The 17,505-nt window shown below is 70.6% G+C and carries 18 protein-coding genes and 3 pseudogenes; 7 read left to right on the top strand and 14 right to left on the bottom strand.

The window, feature by feature from the left end:
• Positions 1 to 12: 12 nt before the first annotated feature.
• The 4 genes and pseudogenes from ACIRYZ_RS22945 to ACIRYZ_RS22960 all read left to right on the top strand — a co-directional run.
• A pseudogene (locus ACIRYZ_RS22945) lies at positions 13 to 1,323 on the top strand (ABC transporter substrate-binding protein); the annotation flags it as partial.
• Complete coding sequence (locus ACIRYZ_RS22950; protein ID WP_402946885.1) at positions 1,320 to 2,318, top strand: ABC transporter permease; 999 nt, start codon at positions 1,320 to 1,322, stop codon at positions 2,316 to 2,318. The pseudogene ACIRYZ_RS22945 and the gene ACIRYZ_RS22950, both read left to right, overlap by 4 nt.
• On the top strand, positions 2,315 to 3,148 hold the full coding sequence (locus ACIRYZ_RS22955; protein ID WP_402946887.1) for an ABC transporter permease: 834 nt from the start codon (positions 2,315 to 2,317) through the stop codon (positions 3,146 to 3,148). The genes ACIRYZ_RS22950 and ACIRYZ_RS22955 overlap by 4 nt, the downstream gene beginning before the upstream one ends.
• On the top strand, positions 3,145 to 4,596 hold the full coding sequence (locus tag ACIRYZ_RS22960) for an ABC transporter ATP-binding protein (RefSeq protein WP_402946889.1): 1,452 nt from the start codon (positions 3,145 to 3,147) through the stop codon (positions 4,594 to 4,596). The genes ACIRYZ_RS22955 and ACIRYZ_RS22960 overlap by 4 nt, the downstream gene beginning before the upstream one ends.
• Before the next feature lie 93 nt (positions 4,597 to 4,689).
• On the opposite strand, the gene ACIRYZ_RS22965 is transcribed toward ACIRYZ_RS22960, so the two are convergent.
• Complete coding sequence (locus tag ACIRYZ_RS22965) at positions 4,690 to 4,950, bottom strand: hypothetical protein (protein ID WP_402946891.1); 261 nt, start codon at positions 4,948 to 4,950, stop codon at positions 4,690 to 4,692.
• Positions 4,947 to 5,141, bottom strand: a complete 195-nt coding sequence (locus ACIRYZ_RS22970) for a helix-turn-helix domain-containing protein (RefSeq protein ID WP_402946894.1) — start codon at positions 5,139 to 5,141, stop codon at positions 4,947 to 4,949. The genes ACIRYZ_RS22965 and ACIRYZ_RS22970 overlap by 4 nt, the downstream gene beginning before the upstream one ends.
• 350 nt (positions 5,142 to 5,491) lie before the next feature.
• Here ACIRYZ_RS22970 and ACIRYZ_RS22975 point away from each other — a divergent pair.
• A pseudogene (locus ACIRYZ_RS22975) lies at positions 5,492 to 5,764 on the top strand (MFS transporter); the annotation flags it as partial.
• 256 nt (positions 5,765 to 6,020) lie between these two features.
• Here ACIRYZ_RS22975 and ACIRYZ_RS22980 read toward each other — a convergent pair.
• Positions 6,021 to 6,449, bottom strand: a complete 429-nt coding sequence (locus tag ACIRYZ_RS22980) for a MarR family winged helix-turn-helix transcriptional regulator (protein ID WP_402946896.1) — start codon at positions 6,447 to 6,449, stop codon at positions 6,021 to 6,023.
• Positions 6,449 to 6,922, bottom strand: coding sequence for a polyketide cyclase (locus ACIRYZ_RS22985; protein WP_402946898.1), 474 nt, complete (start codon positions 6,920 to 6,922; stop codon positions 6,449 to 6,451). The genes ACIRYZ_RS22980 and ACIRYZ_RS22985 overlap by 1 nt, the downstream gene beginning before the upstream one ends.
• Before the next feature lie 205 nt (positions 6,923 to 7,127).
• On the opposite strand from ACIRYZ_RS22985, the gene ACIRYZ_RS22990 reads away from it, so the two are divergent.
• Positions 7,128 to 7,478, top strand: a complete 351-nt coding sequence (locus ACIRYZ_RS22990; protein ID WP_402946900.1) for a hypothetical protein — start codon at positions 7,128 to 7,130, stop codon at positions 7,476 to 7,478.
• Positions 7,479 to 7,488: 10 nt separating this feature from the next.
• Here the strand turns inward: ACIRYZ_RS22990 and ACIRYZ_RS22995 are convergent.
• The 5 genes and pseudogenes from ACIRYZ_RS22995 to ACIRYZ_RS23015 form a co-directional block, all read right to left on the bottom strand.
• A pseudogene (locus ACIRYZ_RS22995) lies at positions 7,489 to 7,650 on the bottom strand (IS630 family transposase); the annotation flags it as partial.
• A gap of 368 nt (positions 7,651 to 8,018) precedes the next feature.
• Positions 8,019 to 8,267, bottom strand: coding sequence for a DUF1918 domain-containing protein (locus tag ACIRYZ_RS23000; protein ID WP_402946902.1), 249 nt, complete (start codon positions 8,265 to 8,267; stop codon positions 8,019 to 8,021).
• Positions 8,264 to 8,992, bottom strand: coding sequence for a helix-turn-helix domain-containing protein (locus tag ACIRYZ_RS23005; protein ID WP_402946904.1), 729 nt, complete (start codon positions 8,990 to 8,992; stop codon positions 8,264 to 8,266). The genes ACIRYZ_RS23000 and ACIRYZ_RS23005 overlap by 4 nt, the downstream gene beginning before the upstream one ends.
• Before the next feature lie 68 nt (positions 8,993 to 9,060).
• Complete coding sequence (locus ACIRYZ_RS23010) at positions 9,061 to 9,342, bottom strand: dsRBD fold-containing protein (RefSeq protein WP_402946906.1); 282 nt, start codon at positions 9,340 to 9,342, stop codon at positions 9,061 to 9,063.
• Positions 9,339 to 10,196, bottom strand: a complete 858-nt coding sequence (locus tag ACIRYZ_RS23015) for a slipin family protein (protein ID WP_402946908.1) — start codon at positions 10,194 to 10,196, stop codon at positions 9,339 to 9,341. The genes ACIRYZ_RS23010 and ACIRYZ_RS23015 overlap by 4 nt, the downstream gene beginning before the upstream one ends.
• A gap of 334 nt (positions 10,197 to 10,530) precedes the next feature.
• Between ACIRYZ_RS23015 and ACIRYZ_RS23020 the strand changes: the two genes are divergently transcribed.
• A complete protein-coding gene (locus ACIRYZ_RS23020; RefSeq protein ID WP_402946910.1) occupies positions 10,531 to 10,830 on the top strand; it encodes a DUF4193 domain-containing protein in 300 nt (99 codons plus the stop codon).
• A 39-nt stretch (positions 10,831 to 10,869) separates the two neighbouring features.
• Here ACIRYZ_RS23020 and ACIRYZ_RS23025 read toward each other — a convergent pair whose 3' ends face one another.
• The 5 genes from ACIRYZ_RS23025 to ACIRYZ_RS23045 form a co-directional block, all read right to left on the bottom strand.
• Entirely contained in the window at positions 10,870 to 11,103 is a 234-nt protein-coding gene (locus tag ACIRYZ_RS23025) for a DUF6296 family protein (RefSeq protein WP_402946913.1), read from the bottom strand.
• Between the two features lie 123 nt (positions 11,104 to 11,226).
• Entirely contained in the window at positions 11,227 to 11,697 is a 471-nt protein-coding gene (locus ACIRYZ_RS23030) for a hypothetical protein (RefSeq protein ID WP_402946915.1), read from the bottom strand.
• A 150-nt stretch (positions 11,698 to 11,847) separates the two neighbouring features.
• Entirely contained in the window at positions 11,848 to 13,677 is a 1,830-nt protein-coding gene (locus ACIRYZ_RS23035) for a DUF4118 domain-containing protein (RefSeq protein ID WP_402946918.1), read from the bottom strand.
• A 325-nt stretch (positions 13,678 to 14,002) separates the two neighbouring features.
• Positions 14,003 to 16,774: a cation-translocating P-type ATPase gene (locus ACIRYZ_RS23040; protein ID WP_402946920.1), complete on the bottom strand. Its 2,772-nt coding sequence runs from the start codon at positions 16,772 to 16,774 to the stop codon at positions 14,003 to 14,005.
• Positions 16,775 to 16,944: 170 nt separating this feature from the next.
• Positions 16,945 to 17,220, bottom strand: coding sequence for an isoamylase early set domain-containing protein (locus ACIRYZ_RS23045; protein WP_402946923.1), 276 nt, complete (start codon positions 17,218 to 17,220; stop codon positions 16,945 to 16,947).
• Between the last annotated feature and the right edge of the window lie 285 nt (positions 17,221 to 17,505).

Genomic DNA, 17,505 nt, shown 5'->3' on the forward strand with positions numbered 1-17,505 from the left:
ACCCGGTGTAGGACGCTCGCGGTACCAGGCGACAAGCCCAACACCGCCCCCCGTCTGGCCGCCTCCTGGAAGCCCTCGGACGACCTGAAGACCTGGCGCTTCACCCTCGCGGAGGGTGCCACATTCCACGACGGCTCCCCCGTCACCGCCGACGACGTCGTCTGGTCGCTGAAGCGCCTGCGCAACACCCCGGCCGGCAAGAGCCGCCTGCCGGGCATCCAGCCCGAGGGCATCAAGGCCGAGGACGCCAGGACCGTCGCCCTGGTCTCCGACTACCCCAACGCCGACCTGCCGCTGCTCACCCGCATGACCACCTTCGTCCTCAAGAAGGACACCAAGGACGACGCGATCGCCGGCGCCCCCGGTACCGGCCCCTTCAAGCTCGACTGGTACCGCGACGGCAACGCCCGCCTGGTCCGCAACGACAACTGGTACGGCGGCAAGGTCCTCCTCGACGCCATCGAGGTGCGGCTGTTCGAGAGCCCCCAAGCCATGGCCAACGCCCTGCTCGCCGGGCAGATCGACGTCGCGTCCAACGTCGGCGCCGTCGCCGCCCGCACCGCCGAGTCCCGCAAGGACGTTCAGATCGTCCGCCGCCCCAACGACATGGCGATGCCCATCGTGATGCGCACCGCTGACGGCCCGTTCGCCGACCCGCGGGTGCGCGAAGCCCTCAAGCTGGCCGTTGACCGCGATGCCATGGTCAAGCAGGTCCTCTCCGGCTACGGCAGCGTCGGCAACGACATCCTCGGCACCGGCGACCCGGCCTTCGCCAAGGACATCCCACAGAGGACGCGCGACCTCGCCAAGGCCAAGCAGCTGCTCGCCGACGCTGGCTTCGACACCGGAAAGACCTACGACCTGGTCACCACCGAGGACATCGCGGGCCTCGCCGAGTCCGCGACCCTGTTCGCCACCCAGGTCCGCGAGGCCGGGGTGAAGATCAACGTGGTGAAGCAGGACTCCAAGGTGTTCTGGGACGCCACCTGGCTCAAGGGCACGCTCTACACCACCTATTGGGGCACCAACGACTCGGTCGTCTTCTACGCCTCCAAGGTGATGCTCTCGGACGCCGGCCAGAACGAGACCGGCTGGAACGAGCCGACCTTCGACGACACCTACCGCAAGGCCATGGGCACGGCCGACGCCGCCGAGCGCGACAAGCTGCTCCACCAGCTCCAGGAGATCGAGTTCGCCAAGTCCGGCTACCTGCTGTGGGGCATGGCCGACGGCATCGACCTCGCCGGTGCCGCCGTGCGCGACCTGCCCAAGCTCCCCGGCTACGGCCGCGTCCAGCTCGAAAAGACCTGGCTCGCACGTTGACCACCCTTCACCCCGCGGATGCGCGAGCGTCCCGAAGCCTCCCGGCCCGCATCCTCCCCGGTGCGGGCCGGGTCGCCCGGCAGGCCGTCCGACGCCTGGTCATGCTCGTCGTCCCGCTCGCCGCCGTCTTCGCCGCCATCGAACTGCTGCCGGGCGACGCCGCCGGCGCGACCTCCGACCGGGGCGTCAGCGCTGCCGACCTCGCCGCCCGACGCACCGCCCTGGGGCTCGACCGGCCGCTACCGGAGCGCTTCTGGGACTGGATGACCGGCCTGCCCACCGGCGACCTCGGCACCACCGCGCGCGGACAGCACGTCACCGACGTCCTCGCCGGCCCCTTCCCCAACACCCTCCTGCTCGGCACCCTCGCCCTCGCCCTGAGCACCATCGGCGCTCTGCTGCTCGGCAGTTGGGCCACGCTGCGCCCGGGCGGGCGCGTCGACCGGGCCATCGACGCGCTCTCCACCGCCGCGTTCGCCCTGCCGGAGCTCGTCGTCTCCGTCGCCCTGCTCCTGCTGCTGTCCCAGTGGACCGGCTGGCTGCCCGCCGTCACCCTCACCGGGCCGGACGGCGCACCCGAGTCCTGGGACATGATCGTCCTGCCGCTGCTCTCCCTGGCGATCCCCCAGATCGGCTGGAACACCCGCATCGTGCGCGGCGCGCTCGCCGACCAGGCCGCCCTGCCGCACGTCCAGGCCGCCGTCCTCGACGGCCTGCCCCGCCGACGCATCCTCAGCCACCACATGCTCCCCGGCGCCCTGCCCACCATCGCCGTCGGCATCGCCACCTCCGCCGGAATGCTGCTGGGCGGCACCGTCGTCGTCGAGACCCTCTTCAACTACCCCGGCATCGGCGCCGTCCTCGCCGGCGCGATCACCGACCGCGACACCCCACTGGTCGCGGGAGTCGTGGCCGCAGCCGGCGCCGCCATCAGCCTGCTCCTGCTGCTGGCCGACCTCATCCGCGCCACCGCCCTCGGAGAGGAGCACCGATGACCACCCCCACCCCGACCCCCCTTCGGCGGCGACGACGAGTGCTCACGCGCGCCCTCCCCGCCCTACTCCTCGTCGTCCTCGCCCTCGCCGGCCCGTGCCTCGCCCCACACCCGATCGACGCCCCAGTCACCTTCCCGTACGCGGAAGCGGGCGGCGACGCACCCCTCGGCGGGGACCAGCTCGGCCGCGACGTCCTCAGCCGCCTCCTGACCGGCGGCGCACCACTGATCGCCACCGCCCTGGCCATCGCCCTCGTCGTCACCACCGCCGCCACCGGGCTCGGCATCCTCGCCGCACTGCGCCCCGCCCTCGGCCGGTGGATCGAACGCGCCGCCGACCTGACGATCCTGCTGCCGTCCGTCCTCGCCATCATGCTCATCGCCCTGGCCTGGCCCGGCGGCGGCCGCCTCGCCGTGGCAGCCGCCGCCACCCTCCTCGGTATCCCGTACGCGATACGGATCGTCGCCGCCGCAGCCGCACCCATCGCCACCACCGGCTACGTCGAAGCCGCGGCCGCCGGCGGCGAGAGCCTGTGGCACCTGACCGTGCGCGAGGTTCTGCCCAACCTGCGCTCGACCATCCTCGCCCTGTTCGGCCTGCGCTTCGTCGAGGGCGTCTACATCGTCTCCGTCGCCGCCTTCCTCCAGCTCGGGCCCCAACCACCCGAGGCCGACTGGGCGTTGATGATCCGCGAGAACGCCGCCGGCATAACCCTCAACCCCTGGGCCGTCGGCGCCCCCTGCCTCGCCATCGGCCTGCTCGCCATCAGCGTCAACCTCGCGGCCGAGGCCCTCGCCCCCGCCCGGCCCAACCCGGAGACCCCGCTGTGAGCACCACCGCCCCCGCCGCGCGCGTCAGCGGATTGTCCATCAGCCTTGGTGGCACGCCGCTGCTGAACGACGCCACCCTCAGCCTCTCCCCCGGCCGGATCCAGGCGATCACCGGCCCCTCCGGCGCAGGCAAAACCACCCTGCTGCGCTCGCTCGTCGGCGCACTCCCACCCGGTGCGGCGGTGAGTTCCGGCACGGTCGAGGTGCTCGGCCACGACGTGCTCGCCCTCCCGCCCAACCGGCTGCGCCACCTGCGCAGCCACCGGCTCGCCTTCGTCGGCCAGGACCCGGGCTCCGGCCTCAACCCGCGCATGCGCGTCGAGCGCCTGATCGCCGAGACCGCCGCAGACCACGACCGCGCCGTCGTCCTGGACCTGCTCCGCCTCGTCCGTCTCCCGGTGGACGAAGGCCTCGAACGCCGCCGCACCGCCGAACTCTCCGGCGGCCAGCAGCGCCGGGTGGCCCTCGCCCGCGCCCTCGCCCGGCGCCCGCACGTCCTGCTCCTCGACGAGCCCACCGCCGGCCTCGACCCCGAACTGCGCGACGAGATCGCCGACCTGCTGCGCGAGCTCGCCACCCGCGACGGCATCGCCATCGCCCTCACCAGCCACGACCACGAGTTCGTCACCCGCTGCGCCGACGACACCCTCGCGCTGCGCCCGGCCGCCGCACCGACTGTCGCACTGCCCGCTCCCCGTAGGGCCCCGATCACCGCCGCCGCCACGCCCGACCCGGTGCTGGCCGTACGGCGTCTCAGCGCCCACGTCGGAACGGGCAGGCCCCGCCGCCAGGTCCTCGCTGGGCTCGACCTCGACCTCCACCCCGGCACCCTGACCGGGATCACCGGCCCCTCAGGCTGCGGCAAGACCACGTTGGTCCGTACGCTCGCCGGGCTCCACCCAGCCGGCGACGGCACCATCACGCTCGACGGGCAGTCACTCGCCGGCACCTACCGGCGGCGCACCCGCGACCAGCGCCGCCGCATCCAGCTCGTCCCGCAGAACCCGCTCGGCGCCCTCAACCCCGCCCACACCGTCCGCACGACCCTCGCCCGGCCGCTGGAGCTGCACTTCGCCCTGCCGACCGACCGGTGCGACGAACGCATCGCCGAACTGCTCGCCGCCGTGGGCCTCCCGGCCGACCACGCCGAACGCTATCCGCACGAGCTCTCGGGCGGCCAGCGCCAGCGCGTCTCGGTCGCCCGCGCCCTCGCCGCCGAACCCGACATCCTGCTGTGCGACGAGGTCACCTCCGCACTCGACACCGACACCGCGCACGGTGTCCTGTCGGTGCTCGGCGACCTGCGGACCAGCCGGGGCCTCGCCGTCGTCCTCGTCAGCCACGACCTGCCGCTGGTGGCCGACCACGCGGACCACATCCTCACGCTCGGCGGCCCGGCCGCGCACCCCGCCGACCTGCTGTCAGCCCATCCCCTGGCCCGAAGCTGACCGCGCCCCGCTGCTGCGGGGCCGCCTTCGCGCACACGCTCCGCCGGACCGCGGCATGCCCGCAGTGACGACCACCCGCTCGACAGACCGATGCTAAGCGGACGATGCGCCTTGCCCGCCCGGGTGCTTGCCGGATTCCGCATCGCCGTCCGGGTAGCCAACACCATGACGTTCGCGTACCTCAGCCCGAAGCTCGGGGCAATCCGCGGCCGGGTTGTCACGCGGGCAGTTCAGCATGTGCGTCAGATGCTCCTGGGCAATGGCCAGTCGCTGTCCCTGCTCGGCGATCAAAGCGATCCGACTGCTGACCACATCCCGCCAGTCTCCGGCAGCACTTCGGCCTGCCAGCATCACGGTGATCTCGTCGAGCTCATCAGCCCGGTGTCCTGCCAGGCCATGATGAGCGAGATGCGGTACAGCTCGTCGGGGCCGTAGTAACGCCGCCCCGCGACGCGAGCCGCGGGACGGAGCACCTCCCGGCGCTCCCAGTAGTGGAGAGTGGACACGGGCAGACCGAACAGGCACGCCACCGCGCCAATGGGCATGAGACCGCTCTTCGTGATCCCATTTGACCTCAACTCCGTTTGAACCGAGAGCAATTCCGAGCAGTCCGCCGGAACGACGGGCCCGCACCGGCCATGCGCGCCGCATGCGCGCGGCCGGCCGCCTACGGCGGAACCGCGGCCCGCTCAAGCAGCCGCGGAGAGTCCTTGACCTCAATGTTGAGGTGGAACGGTGGTGCGGTACCCCCAGCCCACCCCAGCTGCCAGGCCAGTAGCCGCCGCATGCCGGCAGCCGTCGAATCAGGAGCTACGCGTGTCCGCGCAACGCAGTCCTATCGGCCTGATGACAGCCGCCGTCCTGGGGACCTTCATGGCCCTGCAGCGTGGTCAATGTGGCTCTCCCAGCCGTCCAGACCGACCTGCACGCCGGAAGCACCGACATCCAGTGGGTGGTAGACGGCTACGTCCTGTGCCTGTCCGCGTTCATGCTCACCGGCGGTGTCCTCGGGGACCGGTTCGGACACAAACGGGTTTTCCTGACCGGACTTCCCATCTTCACCGCCGGTTCGGTGCTGTGCGCCGCAGCGCCCGACAGCACAACTCTGGTGATCGGTTGGATGATTCAAGGCGTCGGCGCCTCCGCGGTGACCCCGGGTGCGCTGTCCCTGCTGGCCCAGGGCTTCCCCGACCAGGCGCGCCACGCGAAGATGATCGGGCTCTGGGGCAGACCGGCGGCACCAAGTACCCGCGTGTCAGCACCAGTTGGTCCGGCGAGACAGTCCGAGGCCGCGAGCGGCGACTTCAAGCGCATGGAAGCGCACGACTGCCCGATGTCCACCTGCGCAGCCCCGCAAGCTCGCCGTGCCGGACCAGCAAGGGCAAGGTGGCGATCCAGTACAACGGCGACCGCGTTGGCAGTTTTTAGGTTTCGAGACGGGCCAGGAGGCGCAGCAGGGACAGCGCGTCGCCTCGGGCCACCGGCTGGAAGAAGTGTGCGTCGACGCTCTCGACGGCGGCGATCGCGCGTGGTGCCAGTTCGGCGCCAGCTTTGGTGGCACGCAGTCGTTTGGCGCGGGTGTCGTCGGGATCGACCTCACGCGTGATCAATCCCTTGGCTTCCAGGGCGCGCAGGACCTGCGAGGTCATCTTGACGTCGGTGCCGGCTTGGCGGGCCAGGGTCAGCTGGTTGGGCTGCTGGCCGTGGGTGTTGAGCCACCAGGTGCAGGCGAGCAGGACGAACTGGACGTGGGTGAGGTCGAGGGGCCCCAGGGCTGCGGCGATGTCGCGCTGCCAGCGCAGCGTGGCATGCCAGAGGAGGAATCCGGGGCTGTCGCCGGGGCTGAGCGTCATCAGCCGTGTGCGAGCTTGACCAGGGCGGCCATGGTCTCGGGCCAGTCCGCGGTGACGGCTGGACCGATCTGCGGGCCAAGTTGGCTGGGGTCGGTGCCGGTGATCTCCATCCGGTACGTGACCCGTGTGCGGAGTCGCTCGCCCTGGTCGAGCCGGTGGATGGTGCGCAGGACAAGTCCGTCGATCCGGGCCTCATCCACGAACAGTTCGCCGGCGGTGGCCTCGGCGATGAGCAGGTGAACCGGATCCTGCCCGGCCGGGGCCATCACGATCTCAGCGCCTGCCGCGAACGGGCCGCTGATCTGGATGCTCGCGATATCGGCGTTCCAAACCCCCCAGTTCTCAACGTCGGCCCACAGGCGCCAGATCGCCTCGGGTGCGGCGTCGGTCTCGACGCTGTGCTCGTACGTCCACATGGGGTGACCTCCCGTTGCGCAGTTACTGTGCCCATAGATTATCTGCGCGTAGATCAACTGTCCAGGCGGCCCTCCTTCGATTCGCCCGGTCCATCCGGCCCTGGCCTGGTGGTACGCCACCCCGGTCACCCCCCGAAGGACTTCCGGAGCCGACCACTACTGACATGGGCCGTTTGGGGTGAGAGCAGTCGTTTCGCTGACGTGTGGTCAGATTCAGTCAGTGGCGCCAGACCTGGACACGCGGTCTTGGCAAACTGGCGCCATGACGAGGAAGCTGATGATCGTGCTCACCGACACTGTGGACGCTTCGGCCGACCGTGTGCTGGACCTCATTGCACGCAGGTTCAGCGGAGTTGTGGGGTTGGATCCGGCGCGGGTCGAGATCGACCGGGAGCACGGTCGGTTCGCCTATCAGGGCGGCTGGTGGTATCGCGGAGAGTACGAGGTCACCGAGGATGCCGGGCGAACCCGGGTCACGCATCGGGTCTTCAACGTGGCCGGCCGGGGCAGCAGGTGGGCCGTCCCCTTGGCCAACAAGTTCTTCATCGGCTTCCGCGAGCAGACCACGGCAGGTTTTCACGAGTTGCTGCGCGAGGCCGGCCAGAGTCACTGACATCGGCGCCTCACGGTGATGGTGGCGGGAGGTCGAGGGAGAGTCCGGTGCCGGCGAGGAAGCCGTCGAGGATGTCAGCGCGGTACTGCAGTCGCTTCAGACGGTTGCGGACGAGGGCTTCGAGTCGGTCGAGGACCACGCTGGCGAGGTTCGCGAGGCTGCGCTTGACGTGTATCCTGTCAATCCCCTGATCGCCTACCTGGACGAGGACGCCCCATCCGGCGGCCAGGAGTACGACACAGTCGCCGCAAGCCAACTACTCGAAGTCCGGGGGGCGACGAGGTCGGCCGACTGTCGTCGTTCTCACGCCGGCCGTAGTCGGCCGCCGATTCCGACGCGGAGGCTGAGGAACCGGAGCGTGCGGGAACGACGGCGAACTCTGCCGACGGCCGACGTTCCCACGAGTTGCCGTTCCCGGGAGGCTTCGCAGTGGCAGGCGCCCGTCGACGGGCGCCGCTGAGATCCCTCCCGGGCTGTCCGTTCTGCATTGCCTCGGGCGCTCGTGCTGCGCAGGGCGGTGGCAGGCGTGTTGGGTCTGGGTCAGTTCGCGAAGAGGTGGTAGGTCGGGGTGTTCGGTGCGGGTTCCTCCTCGCTCCCGGATGGCGGGTAGTGACGGACGTGCGCGTCCGGGCCGGGGATGAACACGGCGAGGTGCCCGGTGTCCGACCAGCGCACGTCGTAGGGCGGGCTGCCGTCGGCGTGGTGCAGCGCGACGATCTCGCCCTCGCGGCGCGTCGTCCCCGGGCGGGTGCCCTCGATGACGATGCGGTCTCCGACTGCGGCCTTCATCTCTCTCGCGCTCCTGGATCTTCGGGCCCGCCTACGGGCGGCGCCGCTGAGGGAAGACCAATGATCCGGCCGGTCACGGCGGAGGGCGCGATCCCGATCCACACATGGCGTTCACCCCCGGCCCACGGGTCCGGGTCGCCCTCGCGCATCAGCTGCTCAATCGCCGCCTGATCGTCGACACGGACCGCCGTGCCCGAGACCAGAACGCTCCAACCGCCGCGCAGCGCCTCGTCGATATGGTCCACTTCGAAGGCGACCCGGTTCCCGGCAGCGCTCGCGGGGGTGCTCCCGACGCCGGTCCGGTAGACCACTGTGCCGTCGTGGATCCGGTAGTTGACCGGAAGCACAACAGGACCGCTGTCGGTCGACAGGGCCACCCGGCCGATCCCGCCGGGTGCGAGCCTTGCCCAGCACTCCTCTTCCGGAAGTTCCTCCAGGACGGGATGCGCCGTCGAGGAGGCCCGGCCGGGCGGTACATCCTGTCTGCCGCCCAGCAGTTCCTGGGCGGATGTGCCGAGTGCTGCGGCCAGCCGGGTGAGGGTGACGGTGTCGACGGCTTCGGCCGCAGACTCGACGTACTCCACGTACCCCGGGGCCATGCCGGCCCGGTCGGCCACGTCCTGGCGGCTCAGGCCGAGCAGTTGCCTGCGCCGGGTCACGCGTCGGCCGATGTCTCCGGGGTGGGCCGACCGGGGCTCGGCAGCCTTTCCGTCTGTGTACTTCATGAACACGATTCCCTCCGCGAGATCGGGCGCCGCTGCGGCGAGCGGGCAAACCGTTGTCTACGGGCCGATCAGCCGTGCAGCGGTGGTTCGTTCGCGGCGGCGTCGGTCCTGCCGGCGTGGAGCAGCTGGTTGCCGAGATCGATCAGGGCGCGTCCGGCGGCGTACTCGTCGCCGATCTCCGGTGCGGGCGGATCGTGCGGGTTGCGGTGGGCGTCGGTGCGGCTCTCCAGCCGGTTGTCGCCGGTGTCGAGGACGGCGTGCACCTTGGTGACGTCGCCCTCCTCGAAGAGGTCCAGGCGCAGGGTCCACTGCTTGGTCCGGAGGTTCTGGCGCATTGTGTTCGTGCTCATGTCCAGGCCTGTCCTTTCAAGGGGTCGGTGAGGGCGTCGTCCTGTGGGAGGGGCCAGTCCGGTTCCGGCCTCCGGTCGTCGGCCGGAACCGTCGTCACGGCCGGTACGGCCGGCGGGGTCGGGGCGGCTGCGGTGGATCGGCGCTCCTGGTCGACGAACCGCGTCAGGGCCCTTGCGCTTTCGAGGAACTGGGCGGGGAAGACGATGGTGGAATTCTTCTCGGCGGCGATCTCGGCCAGGATCTGCAGGTTGCGCAGCTGGAGGGCGATCGGGTGGTCGGCGATGACGTCGGCGGCCTCGGCGAGGCGGTCGGCGCTGAGGGCCTCGCCCTCGGCGGCGATGATCTTGGCGCGCTTCTCGCGTTCGGCCTCCGCCTGCCGGGCCATCGCCCGCTGCATGGTGGTCGGGAGCTCGATGTCCTTCAGCTCCACCAGCAGGACGAGGATCCCCCACTGCTGGGTGAGGCCGTCCAGGATCTCCTTGATCCGCTCGTTGAGGGTCTCGGTGTCGGTGAGCACCTGGTCGAGCAGAGAGCGGCCGACCACGTTGCGGACGGTGGTCTGGGCGATCTGGCCGATCGCGCTGGACACGTCCTCGATCTCCACGATCGACTTCACCGGGTCCACCCGGCGGAAGTAGGCCACTGCCGCGACCCCGATGGACACGTTGTCCCGGGTGATCACCTGCTGGGACGGGATCGGCATGGTCACCGTCCGCAGGGTGACCTTCCACATCCGGTCGGCCAGCGGGATCATGAACCGGATGCCAGGACGGCGAACCCCGCGCAGCCGGCCCAGCCGGAACACCACCCCGCGCTCGTACTGCCGGACGATTGCGACGCCCAGATTCGACACGACAACCACCCTCCTCGACTCGGGAACACCTCCAGGGTGCGGCGGGTCCGCCGGAACGGTCTTGGGCCTACCGGCCCCAACCCGCCGGACGGACGGGCACGAACGACGAACGAGCCGAGGACAGGCAGAGGGGCGGTCCAGCAATGTGGATATGCCGCTTGTATCCGTAGTGTGAAAGCGGCGCGGATGCGGGACTTGCCCGAAGGTAGCCAGGGGCCGACCTCGTTGCCCGCGAACGCCCATCCGGCCCGAGTAGAACGGTCCGCAGTAGACTTGTTCGCTTGCGAGACCTGGTGTCCATCCCGGTCCCACCGATTCACTCGAGGAGGGTTTCGTGGCAACCGACTACGACGCCCCGCGCCGCAGCGACGAGACCGAAAGCGTGGAAAGCCTCGAAGAACTCCAGGCCCGCCGTGAACAGCGGTTCCCCGGTGCGGCCGTCGACGAGGCCGAGGAACCCGAATCCGTGGAACTACCCGGCGCGGATCTCTCCAGCGAGGAACTGACCGTCCCGGTCGTGCCTCCGCAGCCGGACGAGTTCGTCTGCGCCCGCTGCTTCATGGTTCACCACCGCAGCCAGCTCGTCGGCCAGACCGCGGACGGCCAGCCCGTCTGCCGCGACTGCCTGCCCTGACCCGCGGCGTATCCCACCGCCGCGAAGTACGAGCCGCAGTCAGGGCAACGGCACTGCCTGTAGACAGTGCGCCTGCGAACCCGGCTGCGCGGCGAGCAGACGGGCAGTGCCGTGCGCGCTGTCGATGGCTACACGCAGCACGGCGTCCACGTCGGTATAGACGGGTTGCCCGCCTGCCAGATCCGGCGTCCAGTGGACCACCACGATCCTCTGCGGGGCGTGGCTTCCGCCTTCCGCCGGAAGCGTGACAGCGCATCGCTGCACTTCGCGCATGGGGTCGCACCTCCTCCGACCAGACACGCACGGCGGCGGTCACTGCGGCCACTGCGGGCGTCGGGCACAGCATTGGAGTCGTTTTCCTCCAACGGTAGAGCGAGGCGAACAAATATTAACAAATCACTCTAAAGTAGGAACGTGCCAACTGCGCCCGGACTTGAGATCTGGGACGTGCCTGGCCGTATGAGTGTCGTGGGGAGGAGGTGAAGACATGAGCGACGTTACGCAGGAGGAGCCTGCGGAGGAGCCGACTGAGGAAACTACTGGCGAGGATTGAGTATGGGCGGCACCGCTGACTGAACACTGGTCCCCGCCGGGGTGGTGATGGCATTTCGGTGAGTCCGGTGCAGGTCGCGCTTCCGGAGGTTCTGGAGCTGCCCAGGGCGGGGCTGGTGAGTGGCGTGCTGGCTGTGGCCTCGGTGGATCGGGGGTGGGCTTATCGGCCCTGGTGCGCGGGAGGCAAAGCGCATGACCGAGGTACCGAAGGTGACCACGTACCGGCACGTCGGCATCGGTGAGGGTGGTGGCGGTGTGGTTGCCGCCGAGGTTCTGTTCGACGCCGAGGCCGATCAGCAGCAGGCCGGCGACCACTGCGAGCGGCAGCAGAATCCGCAGGATGGTGGGGAAACAGGTTGATCCAGAAGTTGCCGCTGGAGCCGTGGTGGCGGTGTCGTGGGTGAAGTGGTGGGCGTGGGTGTCTGGGCCGGGGATCGGTGGGGTGGCCGGCTGCCACGGCGTGGATCAGGTGTCGTCCAGTCGTCCGAGCTGGGTCCTCTCCTGGGTGAGACGTAGTTGGGTGGCGAACTCGCGCAGCAGTTGGGCGTCTTTGGCGGTGAGTCGGTCGCCTGCCATCACCAGGACGCGGCCGTCGGCGAGTTGGGCGCTGAACGGGGCTTCGTCGGGGCTCGACGGGGCGCGGTCGTTCGTGGCCGCTTCGGTGTGCCAGCCCGCCCGCGTGGGGCGTAGGAGGGCGATGGTGTCCAGGTCGAAGGTGCGGCGGAGGGCGTCGACCAGTTCCTGCGGGGTGCGGGGGCCGTCGGCGATGACGTCGGCGAGTAGTCGGGCGAGGTTCTTGGCCTCCACGCGGGAGCGGGCGGCCTGGAGTCCCTGCCGGGCGAGGAGGTCGACGAGGAGGCCGACGGTGGTGCCGACGACGGCGAAGGCCAGCAGTGCGGCGAGGTCGATCGCGGTGGTGACGCGCAGGCTGTAGTAGGGCTGGGTGTAGAGGAAGTCGGCGGCGAGGAAACCGATGACGGTGGCGGTGACGGCGGGTCGGAAGCCGCCGACGATCGCGGTGAGGACGACGGTGAGGAGGGTGCAGAACAGGGCGCCGGCCAGTCCCAGGGTGGCCCGCGCGGGGAGCAGGACGGCCGCCATCGCCAGTGGTGCGAGAACGGCGAGCAGCCAGCCGACGGCGGTGCGCCGTGGTGACAGGGGGACCTTCCGATGGCGCGTGAGGTGCGGAAGGTGGGTGGCGAGCGGTCTTCTGGGCGGGCGGCGGAAGGGAATGACGTGCACCTCGACAAAGCCGGCGTGGTGGATGGCGCGGCCGATCACCGATCCGTACAGGAGCTCGTAGGTGGTGGTGCGGCGGCTGGCGCCGAGGACGAGGTGGTAGGCGTGCTCGTTTTCGGCGAAGTCGAGGATGGCTCGGGCCACGTCGGTGCCCGCGATCTGGGCGTAGCGTCCGCCGAGTTCGGTCAGCAGGCGGCGTTGGCCCTCCAGCCAGGGCGGGTCGGGTTCGGCCAGGCCGGTGGGCTCGTGGACGTGGACGCCGATGAGCTGGGCGCGGGTGGCGGTGGCGAGCCGGGCGGCACGCCGCAGCACGTGATCGCCTTCCGGGTCGCCGGTGAGCGCGACAACGACCCGCTCCTTGTGGACGGCGGTCGGTGCGGGTGGACCGGATGAGGCGTGGCGTGCCGCCTGTGTGGGCGCGTGGTCGTCGATCCATCGTCGGGCGAGGGTGCGCAGGGCGGCGAGGTTGCCGGGACGGAAGTATCCGGCCAGGGCGCGATCGGCGGTGTCGGGGGCGTAGAGGTGGGAGACACGCCTGCGCAGGGTGTCGGGGTCGACGTCGAGGAGTTCCACGCGCTCGGCCGCTGCCGTGAGTCGGTCGGGGACGGTTTCGCGCACGGGGATCCCGGTGACGTCCTCCACCTCGTCGCTGAGGCTCTCCAGGTGCTGGATGTTGAGGGCCGACACCACGTCGATGCCGGCTTCCAGCAGTTCCTCGACATCCTGCCAGCGGCGGTCGTGGCGGCTGCCCGGCACGTTCGTGTGGGCGAGTTCGTCCACCAGGACGGTGTGCGGGTGCCGGGCCAGCAGGGCCGCCTGGTCCATCTCGTCGAACTCGGTTCCGCGGTAGCGCATGCGGCGGACCGGGACGACCTCCAGGGCGTCGAGTTGTGCGGCGGTGTCCTCACGCTCGTGCAACTCGACAACGCCGACCGCGACGTCATCGCCCGCCTCCATGAGTCGGCGGCCCTCGGCCAGCAGCGCGTACGTCTTCCCCACTCCGGGGGCGATACCCAGATAGAGGCGCAAAGTGCCCCGCGGGGCGGTCGACGTCATCCGCCCTCGCTTCCCTCGGGTCCGCTGTTGCCCTCAGGTGCAGGATCCCGCGCGGTGCTGCGCATCGCATCTCGCCGTGCCGCTGGGCAGGCCGGGGTGGTGGGAGTGGGTCGCAGGCACCGGAGAGGCGTCTCACAGCCATGCCGAACGCCCATCGATCAAGACCATGCATGGTCGGATGATCACAAAAGGGGCTGGCGCTGGCGAGGAGGCTGTCACGGTACCGAGGGCGGCGAGTCCGCCGTGGATTCGGCGATACCCCCACGAGGGACTCTCGCTGGCCAGGCGGATGATCAGGGCGCGGCTCGACCGGACCGTGGGAGGTTCACGCCGGCGGTGCGGTTCCGGTCCCGGTGGCGGCGGCGCGGCGGCGCATCAGCCAGCGACGCAGTTCGTCGGCGCCCCACACGATCACGGGATAGGGCAGGAGCAGCACCAGGTCGTGGGCGGGGAGGGCGGCGGTGCCGAGGAGGGCTTGCAGGGGTGGGGCGTAGACGCAGGTCGCGGCGAGGATGAGTTCAGCCACGATGGCCGCCAGCAGGTGGGGGTTGCTGGTGATGCCGATCGAGCGCAGGGACGCGTGTTGTGTGCGTACGGCGAAGGCGGTTCCGATCTGGCCCGCGATCATGCCGAGGAAGCTCATGGTGGTGGCCTGCTGGTAGACGTGGTGCAGCTCGCTTCCAGGGCCGACGGGGGCGCCTGCGTGCCATCCGCCGGCGGTGAGGACGGCGAAGAAGCCGGCCATCTGCAGGGCTGCGACGATCACGCCGAGGAACAGCCAGGCGCGCACCAGCATGGGACCGCGGATCACCGGTTCGGTGTGCGGGCGCGGTGGTCTGGTCATGGTGCCGGGCTCCATCGGCTCGCGGCTCAGGGCGAGGGAGGGCAGGGTTTCGGTTCCGACGTCGAAGGCGAGCAGTTGCAGGACGGTCAGGGGCAGCGGTACGGCTCCGCCGCCGAGGGCGAAGACGAGGAACGGGACGACCTCCGGGGTGGTGTGGGCGAAGATGTAGACGATGAACTTGCGGACGTTGTCGTAGACCTGCCGCCCGGCCTCGATGGCGGCGACGATGCTGGTGAAGCTGTCGTCGGTGAGGATCATGGTCGATGCCTCGCGCGCGACGTCGGTGCCGGAGCGGCCCATGGCGACGCCGATGTCGGCGCTGCGCAGGGCTGGTGCGTCGTTGACGCCGTCGCCGGTCATGGCGACGACGTGGCCTTGGGCGCGTAGGACCTCGGCGATGTGGAGCTTGGCTTCGGGTGATGAGCGGGCGAAGACGAGTTCTCGTTCGCCGGCCAGGACGTCGTCGAGCTGTTTTTCGTGCAGGTGCCCGAGGGCTTGGGCGTTGACCACGGCCGGCTGGTCGCCGCCGACGCCGACCTGGCGTGCGACCGCCTTGGCGGTGAGGGGATGGTCGCCGGTGATGACGATGATGCGGATGCCGGCGGTGTGGCAGCGGGCGACCGCCTCGACGGTCCCAGGGCGGGGCGGGTCGAGCATGGTGACCAGACCGAGGAAGCACAGCTCGGTCTCGGCCTCCTCCCGGGGAGGCGGTGGCTGACCGGGCGGCAGGGCGCGGCGGGCGAAGGCGAGGACCCGTAACCCCTGGTTCGCGAACGCCTCGACCTGGACGGTGACCCTGACCCGCTCCTCCTCCGTGAGGACGACCTGTTCGCCGTCCGAAGCGAGTCGGGTCTCGCACCGCGGCAGGACGGCTTCCGGGGCGCCCTTGGTGTGCAGCCAGTCGCGGTCGGCGGGTCCGGTGTCGAGGGTCGACATGAGTTTGCGTTGCGGTTCGAAGACGTAGGCGTGGCGGCGACGGCGGGTGCGGGTGTCCGGGTCCACGTCGGCGCCCAGGAGGCGGGCGGCGGCGAGCACGGCCACCTCGGTCGGATCGCCGGTGTCGCCGTGGCCGTTCGTGCCGAGGGCGGCGTTGTTGCAGGCCGCCGCGGCGGCGGCGAGGGCGGTGAGTGTGGTGTCAGGCTCACCCGAGGGGGCGCCGGAGCGCAGGTCGGCTTGGGCGGTCGTGGTCCAAGTCGTCGCGGGCCGCATGTGGTTCTCGGTGAGGGTCCCGGTCTTGTCGGTGCAGATGACGTCGGTGGAGCCGAGGGTCTCCACGGCACTGAGGCGTTTGACCAGGGCGCCGCGACGGGCCAGGGCTCTGACCGCGACGGCCAGCGCGAGCGTGATGACGGGCAGCAGTCCCTCGGGGACGTTGCCGGCGAGCAGGCCGACCGCGAAGACGACGCTGTTCCTGATGGACAGGTGGGCACCGAACACGGCGATGGGGACGAAGGCGATCGCCATGGCGATGGCGATGAAGGCGATCAGCCACGCCACGCGCCGTACCTGTGCCTCCAGGGGGCTGGGGCGCTCCTTGACCCGTTCGGACAGTGCGGCGATGCGGCCGAGCTGGGTGTGCATGCCGGTGGCGAAGACCACGCCTCGGGCCTCGCCGCCGGTGCAGGTGCTGCCGCTGAAGACGAGGTCCGGTGCGTCGAGGCGGTGGGCGCGAAGGTCGGTGAGCTCGGCGGAGCGCAGCACCGGGACCGACTCCCCGGTGAGGGTGGACATGTCGACGTCGACGGCACCGGAGAGCAGGCGGATGTCGGCCGCGATCCGCTCACCCTCCTCGATGACCACCATGTCGCCGGGCACGAGTTGTCGCGCGTCGATGACCGCCGGCTCGCCGTCGCGGACCACCGTGACCTGCGGCGGCAGGTAGCGCGCCAGCGCCTCCACGGCGCGCTCGGCCTGGAGTTCCTGGACGAAGGCGAACAGCGCGTTGAGCACGATCACCAGGACCACGGCGATCGCCACGTTGCGGCTGCCCACCGCATACGACAGCGCGGCGGCCACCCACAGCAGCAACGCCAGCGGGTGTGTCACCTGCCGCGCGAGCTCACCCGGCCACCGGCGTCCGCCCCGCCGCCGCAGTTCGTTCGGCCCGTACTGCAGCAGACGCCGCGCCGCCTCCCGCGCGGACAGGCCCCGCCGGGAGGTGTGCAGGTGATGCAGGAGCAGGTCCGGCGGCTCGTCGGGAACGGGCTCCGCCAGGGACTGCAAGCTCGCCTGGGCCTCACTCGCATCGGACATGCCTCACCCCGCCGGTGATCGTGAGGTTGACGCTCGTTCCTGCGCAGTGACGGTCACCGAGCAACTGACGCCGGGCGGAACCCTCGTACGGACCGCATGGCACCGGTCGCACTGCCCGATCTGGTCAGCGCGGTGACCGCCGAGTCGGTGATCGGGCGCCGGGTGGGTGGTCAGGTGTGCAGGAGGCCGTTGTGGCCGTCGTGGCCGTCGGCGTCGTCCTCGTCGAACCAGTAGTCGCCGTGTGCGAGGTAGCGGAAGCCCAGGCGCTGGTCGGCCGGCAGGGTGACGGTGACCGCGCGGCTGCCGTCGGGCCGCGGTGCCAGCGGGTGGGCGCCGGGCCGCCAGTCGTTGAAGTCGCCCACCACGCTGGCCTCTCCTGCCGGATGGCCTGCCGGCAGGACGAAGGTGACCGCGGTGTGCTTCTTGTTCCGGGTACGCTCCAGCATGGGGTTGATCACTCCTTGGTGTCCGGTGAGGTGTCTTCACCGATCCTCGCGTGTGCCGGCACTGGGTGCCGCGTGGTGCTGGACCAACCCGGTCTTGCTGTCACCCGTCCAGGCGCATCAGCGTGCGGCCTGTTCGCGGCATCCACGGGCAAGGCCCCGTCATGGCAGGGGGACCGCGTGCAGGCAGGGATGTCGGCAACGGCCCAATTTGAGGCCGGTCTCAACGGTTCAATCGTCGGCCATCGTGCGCTCTCGCTGGCTCAGTCGTTGTCGGCGGCGGTGGGG

It is taken from the genome of Kitasatospora sp. NPDC101155 (assembly GCF_044768305.1).
GTDB lineage: Bacteria > Actinomycetota > Actinomycetes > Streptomycetales > Streptomycetaceae > Kitasatospora.